The sequence below is a fragment of the Methanocorpusculum petauri genome, from assembly GCF_026891975.1.
Lineage (GTDB): Archaea > Halobacteriota > Methanomicrobia > Methanomicrobiales > Methanocorpusculaceae > Methanocorpusculum > Methanocorpusculum petauri.
This window is the reverse complement of sequence record NZ_JAPTGB010000033.1, coordinates 1-5,929: the sequence shown is the minus strand read 5'-3', so window position 1 is coordinate 5,929 and position 5,929 is coordinate 1. Positions and strand designations below refer to the sequence as shown.

The following is a 5,929-nucleotide window of genomic DNA, read 5'->3' as shown; positions in this document are numbered from 1 at the left end:
ATCGAATTCCGCAAACAAAGTACAACATATCAAAAAATCAGAAATTGAATCCTACCGGACACACAGACATTGAATCCTACCAAACAAAAACACCCAAAAAAATAGAGAAAAAATTACTGCCCCAAACCTGCAACCCCGCCGCGTCCCAGTTCCTGATGGGCCTTCGCAAGATGCTGCGCACCAAGTGCACCCAGAAGCGACAACTCACCCGCAAGAACCGCAGTCGCCACAATCTCCCCAAACGCCTTCGCATGATCTCCCGGAACTTCACCGCCACCCGCAACACCAAGCATCGACAAACACGCCTGCTGGGTGGGAATCCCCGTACCGCCGCCGACCGTACCAACCTGAAGCGACGGCAGAGACACCGACACATACACACCACCCGGGACCGGGTCCACTGTCGTAATTGCATTACTTCCCTCCACAACATGGGCCGGATCCTGACCGCACGCCAAAAACATCGCCGCGATCACATTCGCTGCGTGCGCATTAAACCCAAGTGACACCGCACGGGCCGACCCCACCAGATTCTTCCGCGTATTCACCTCCGCAAGCGTCCGTGCATCCGTCTTAAACTGCGACGCAACCAGTTCATCCGACAAAAACACACCCGCAACAACCGACTTCCCCCGCCCCTCAATCACATTAATTGCCGACGGCTTCTTATCACAGCACATATTCCCGGACGTTGACACCATCCGTGCTCCCGTCTCCGCCTCGATCAGCTTCGCCGCGGCTTCCGACGCAATCGTCGCCATATTCATCCCCATCGCATCCTTCGTATCAAACTCGAACCGAACAAACACATTCGTTCCCACCACATACGTCGTGAGGCCGATGAGTTCCCCGTGACGCGTCGTCTCCTCAGCCGCGACCTTCAGCAGCAAAAGATTATCCTCGGCCCAGCGGGCGACCTCTGTTGCATGCGCAACAGAGGTCGCCGCAAACACCGGAGCACGTGTCATTCCGTCACGAAGAATCCGTACCTCCGCACCCCCTGCCTTTCGGATAGCACCGCAACCGCGATTAATTGATGCAATAAGCGCCCCCTCCGTTGTTGCAAGCGGCAGCCAGAACTCTCCTTTCGCGTACTCCCCGTTGACAGCAACTGGTCCTGCAACACCAACCGGAATCTGCACACAACCGATCATATTCTCGATATTCCGCGTAACCACACGATCGATAGGAATCGTGTACCCGCCAACAGGAGTGAGATCTGCAGACGTCTCCTCCTCAATATATTTCCGGCGCAGAGCCACCGCCTCATCCGCGGGCATCAGCTTTTCCAGAGCGTACAGTTTCAGATCGCCTGAGCGGATCTTTGCAAGCTGCTCATCCATAATATTATACCATTCAGCACGCATACTAAAACATTTTTCTGACCGCAGACCTAATAATACCAAAAAGGTGTTCCATGCAGAAATACGCAGAAATTCTTGAATCCGTCAGAGCGGTATCACCGCTCGTCCACCAGATCACGAATTACGTCACCGTCAATGACTGTGCCAACATCACACTCTGTATCGGGGCATCCCCGGTCATGTCCCACGCTCCCGAAGATGTCATCGACATGACAAAGATCGCAAGCGCCCTCGTACTCAACATCGGTACCCTTGACCCCAAACAGATCGAGGGAATGCTCGTTGCGGGCAGCGTCGCCGCTGACCGGAACATTCCGATCATCCTTGACCCCGTAGGAGCAGGCGCTACCCCGTACCGGACAAAGACTGCCCAGCAGCTGATCGAAGAACTCCCGATCACCGTCATCAAAGGAAATGCCGGAGAGATCGGAACCCTCGCGGGCGTGGTCGCGACGGTTCGTGGAGTGGACTCCGGCAGCATTGCCGGTGACAAAAAAACCATCGTCAAAGATCTCGCAGCCAGGCTTGGATGTGTTGTCATCATGAGCGGGGAAGAGGATCTGATCAGTAACGGATCCCGTGTTGCAGGTGTTACAAATGGCGTCCCTCTGATGGGCAGACTCTCCGGTACCGGCTGTATGGCATCCGCGGTTACCGGAGCGTTTGCTGCGGTCGCGCAGGATACGATGGACGGCTGTATTGCCGCGATGGCCTCGCTCGGCATCGCCGGCGAGGCTGCGGCAAAGACCGCTGCAGGACCCGGCTCGTTCAAACCGGCATTCCTCGATGCCGTTACTGCACTCACGCCTGAACAGGTTGCCGCAGTCGCCAAAGTCACTGAGTATTAATCCAATGTACGATCTCTACGTAGTTACCGACGAAGCTTTGTCCCGCGGTCTCACGCATGCGGAGATCGCACGCCGTGCCGTTGCGGGCGGGGCGAACGTGATTCAGTTGCGGGACAAAGACAAAACCTCGCGGGAACTGTATGAAACAGCGTGTGAGATGCGGGAGATCTGCCGGGATCGTGCCCTGTTTTTTGTGAACGACCGTCTCGACATCGCCCTTGCCGCGGGTGCAGACGGAGTACATCTTGGTCAGGACGATCTGCCGATTGAAGCGGCACGCAGACTTGCACCGCAGAACTTTCTCATCGGTATTTCCATAGGAAATGCCGATGAGGCAGTGGCGGCAGAATCCGCTGGTGCGGATTACGTCGCCGTGAGTCCGGTGTTTTCAACCCCGTCGAAAACAGATGCAGGAGTCGGACACGGTGTCGCCGCAATCAGAGATATTCGTGCCGCGGTCAAATGCCCGGTGATCGGCATCGGCGGCATCAACGCAGCCAACTCCGCTGAACTGATTGAGGCGGGACTGGATGGTGTTGCCGTCATCTCCGCGGTGGTCAGCGCCCCTGATGTGACCGCGGCGGCACAGAATCTATCTGCGATCATCCGTGATGCAAAGGAGCGGCGTGTATGAAAGAGCAGTGGTGTCTCCGCGTGCCGGTACAGGACGGTGAGGCGGCACGACGGTGTGCAATTGCGGAAAATATTCTTGACCGAACACTTCGTCCCCGGGCAGAAAATGGATTTCTTCTGATACCGGTTCTCTCCCCCCGCGAAGGAGAACTGCGTGCGGAGTTCGCGGAAAATCATGTGATTGAAGACCTTCCGCGCCACGAACAGATCGGCGGCATCGTCGTCCTGCAGGACGACGATGCTGCAGGTGCGGAAAAAATTCTTGCCGCCCGTCCTTCGGCCCACACGGCACTCTTCGCGACTTCACCGGTGGAAGGAGAGTTTCGTACAAAAACGTTCAGGGTTCTTGCAGGCGAGCCGACGACCGAGACGATGTATCATGAGTACGGACGCCGCATGGCAATCGATCTGACAGCCGCATATTTTTCCGCACGACTTGCGAATGAGCGGCAGAGAATTTTGTCACAGATGAAACCCGGCGAAAAAATTCTTGACATGTTTGCGGGAGTCGGCCCGTTCCCGGTGATGCTTGGTGGTTCCGCTGCGTTTGTGATCGCAAACGACATCAATCCAGGTGCGGTGCTGTTGATGCAGAAAAATATCCGGCTGAATCATCTGACAAATGTTCTTCCGATGCTCGGCGACGCCCGAAACCTTGCCGAAATCTTGTCGCCGCTGAAGTTTGATCGTATCATCATGAATCTTCCGATGGACGCGGCAGAGTTTTTGCCGGCGGCAGCGCCGCTGGCGAAGCCGGGAACGATCGTGCATCTCTATTCGCTGGTTGAGTCGGAGGGTGAACACAATGAGGATATTTTCCGTGTGTTTCCGGGTGCAAAGATTACCGAACGGGTGCTTCGTTCGTACTCGCCGACCAGCTGGCATGCGGTGTACGATATTGAGGTTGCCGCATGCGAGTGAAAATCTGCGGCACGGCAACGTTTGCGGATCTTTCCTGTGCGGTTGCGGCAGGTGCTGATGCGGCGGGATTTCTGATGGGTATTACGCATGTGACGCAGGATGCGGTGACACCGGAAGCGGCGGCGGCAATGGTTGCAACACTGCCGCCGTTCATCGAACCGGTTGCGGTAACGCATCTGACAAGGCCGGTTGATCTGATCCGCATTGTGGAAGTGTCGCACTGTACGACGCTGCAGATCCAGGATATGGTGACGCCGGAAGATATCGCTGAGATTCGTGCGGCACTGCCCTATCTTCGGATCATAAAGGCAGTACATGTGACGGATATGTCCGCAGTTGCGACGGCGAAGTACTTCGCCGACGCAGCGGACGCAATCCTTCTTGATACGCGGACTGTGGATCGGATCGGGGGGACAGGCATTCCGCATGACTGGAATATCAGTGCAAAGATTGTTCAGGAGTGTTCTGTCCCCGTAATTCTTGCCGGGGGACTGACACCGGAGAATGTGGGGGAGGCTGTCCGCCGTGTCAGGCCGTATGCGGTTGATGTGCATACGGGCGTAAAAATGAACGGGGTTCGGGATGCAGAACGAACCCGGGCGTTTGTTGCGAACGCCCGGGATTGCTCCTGATTAAACCTCGATCACCGGGTGGTCGCAGTTTTTGAGGAAGTTTGCATAACCGACCATGTCGAGGAGACCGTGACCGGAGAGGTTGAAGACGATTGTTTTTTCTTCGTTCTTTTTCTTTGCGTCAAGTGCAAGTTCGATTGCACCACGAATTGCGTGCGAGGATTCGGGTGCCGGGATGATGCCTTCGGTTCTGGCGAAGGTGACGGCTGCCTGGAAGATCTGGGTCTCGTTGTAAGATACGGCGCTGATGGTTTTGTTGTGATAGAGTTCTGAGACCAGCGGGTTCATGCCGTGGTAGCGGAGTCCGCCTGCGTGTACGGCGTTCGGGGTGAAGTCGTGGCCGAGTGTGTACATTTTGAACATGGGGGTGATGCAGCCGGAGTCGCCGAAGTCGTAGCGGTACTCTCCTTTGGTGAGGGAGGGGACTTCGGTCGGTTCGACGGCGAGGAAGCTGGTGTCCACTGTTCCTCTGAGTTTCTTTTCGATCATGGGGAAGGCAAATCCCGCGAAGTTGCTGCCGCCGCCGATACAGCCGACCATGTAGTCGGGAACGATGTCAATTTCGTCCATCTGGGCTATAAGTTCCTGGCCGATTACGGTCTGGTGCATGCAGACATGGTTTGCGACACTGCCGAGACTGTACTTGGTTTTACCGGTTGGGTCTTTGACGGCCATTTCAACTGCTTCGGTGATGGCGGTTCCGAGGGTTCCCCCGTAGGAGGGGTCTTTGGCGAGAACGGATTTTCCGTATTCGGTGATGGTGCTCGGCGAGGGGTACACGGTTCCTCCGTAGGTTTCCATGATGGATCTGCGGAAGGGTTTCTGCTCAAAGCTGACTTTGACCATGAAGATGATTACGTCGAGGTCGAAGTAGTTGCAGGAGAGGGAAAGTGCTGATCCCCACTGGCCGGCTCCGGTTTCAGTGGTGAGGTGTTCGGTTCCGTCACGTTTGTTATAATAGGCCTGAGCGATGGCGCTGTTGAGTTTGTGGCTGCCGGTGGGGCTTACGTCTTCGCGTTTGAAGTAAATCTTTGCGGGTGTTTTGAGGTACTGTTCGAGATGGTATGCCCGCTGAAGCGGGGTGACTCTGCCGAACTGTGCGTAGGCTTCGCGAACTTGTTCGGGAATGTCGATGAACCGGTGGGTTGTGTCGAGTTCCTGGTCTACGGAGGTTTTGCAGAATACAGGGTTGAGGTCAGCGGCAGTCACGGGCTTCATGGTTGCGGGGTTGAGTATCTCCGGTGAGCCGATGTCTGCTGCGATGTTATACCATTTTTTGGGGATGTCATCCACGGTAAGGGTCGTACGACCGTCTTTGGGGAACATAGATCAAGGTGTGGTTTCCCTGTATTTAAAATATGTGCATTTAGTTTCATTAAAATACATCAATGCATAAAAAAATACATTTTGATTTGCAGGATGATGTGTGTACGCGCAGTGTGAGGGATGTTTTGTACAAGGGTTGAAAAGAGCTGATGATTTTTTTCTGAAAAGAGAGAGTTGTTTTGTCTCAGGATTTCTCCTGATCGTT

At 55.1% G+C, this 5,929-nt stretch carries 7 protein-coding genes; 4 read left to right on the top strand and 3 right to left on the bottom strand.

Annotation, left to right across the window (positions count from 1 at the left end):
• Nucleotides 1-113: 113 nt before the first annotated feature.
• Nucleotides 114-1,343, bottom strand: a complete 1,230-nt coding sequence (gene hmgA / locus O0S10_RS10240) for a hydroxymethylglutaryl-CoA reductase (NADPH) (protein WP_268925787.1) — start codon at nucleotides 1,341-1,343, stop codon at nucleotides 114-116.
• A gap of 74 nt (nucleotides 1,344-1,417) precedes the next feature.
• Between hmgA and thiM the strand changes: the two genes are divergently transcribed.
• From thiM to O0S10_RS10220, 4 genes are read left to right on the top strand one after another with little or no spacing between them, the layout of a single operon-like run.
• Nucleotides 1,418-2,212 carry a hydroxyethylthiazole kinase gene (thiM, locus tag O0S10_RS10235; protein ID WP_268925786.1) on the top strand — a complete coding sequence of 265 codons (795 nt, stop codon included), beginning with the start codon at nucleotides 1,418-1,420 and terminating at the stop codon, nucleotides 2,210-2,212.
• A gap of 4 nt (nucleotides 2,213-2,216) precedes the next feature.
• Nucleotides 2,217-2,846 (top strand): thiamine phosphate synthase, encoded by a 630-nt coding sequence (thiE, locus tag O0S10_RS10230; protein ID WP_268925785.1) that lies wholly within the window; start codon nucleotides 2,217-2,219, stop codon nucleotides 2,844-2,846.
• The gene (locus O0S10_RS10225; protein WP_268925784.1) at nucleotides 2,843-3,766 is read left to right on the top strand and encodes a class I SAM-dependent methyltransferase; all 924 of its coding nucleotides are present in this window, start codon (nucleotides 2,843-2,845) and stop codon (nucleotides 3,764-3,766) included. Before thiE ends, O0S10_RS10225 begins: the two co-directional genes overlap by 4 nt.
• Complete coding sequence (locus O0S10_RS10220) at nucleotides 3,757-4,398, top strand: phosphoribosylanthranilate isomerase (protein ID WP_268925783.1); 642 nt, start codon at nucleotides 3,757-3,759, stop codon at nucleotides 4,396-4,398. Before O0S10_RS10225 ends, O0S10_RS10220 begins: the two co-directional genes overlap by 10 nt.
• On the opposite strand, the gene O0S10_RS10215 is transcribed toward O0S10_RS10220, so the two are convergent.
• Both O0S10_RS10215 and O0S10_RS10210 read right to left on the bottom strand, forming a co-directional pair.
• Nucleotides 4,399-5,724 carry a TrpB-like pyridoxal phosphate-dependent enzyme gene (locus O0S10_RS10215; protein ID WP_268925782.1) on the bottom strand — a complete coding sequence of 442 codons (1,326 nt, stop codon included), beginning with the start codon at nucleotides 5,722-5,724 and terminating at the stop codon, nucleotides 4,399-4,401.
• Nucleotides 5,725-5,727: 3 nt separating this feature from the next.
• Nucleotides 5,728-5,929: hypothetical protein (locus O0S10_RS10210; protein WP_268925781.1), on the bottom strand; the 202-nt coding region annotated here is incomplete at its 5' end.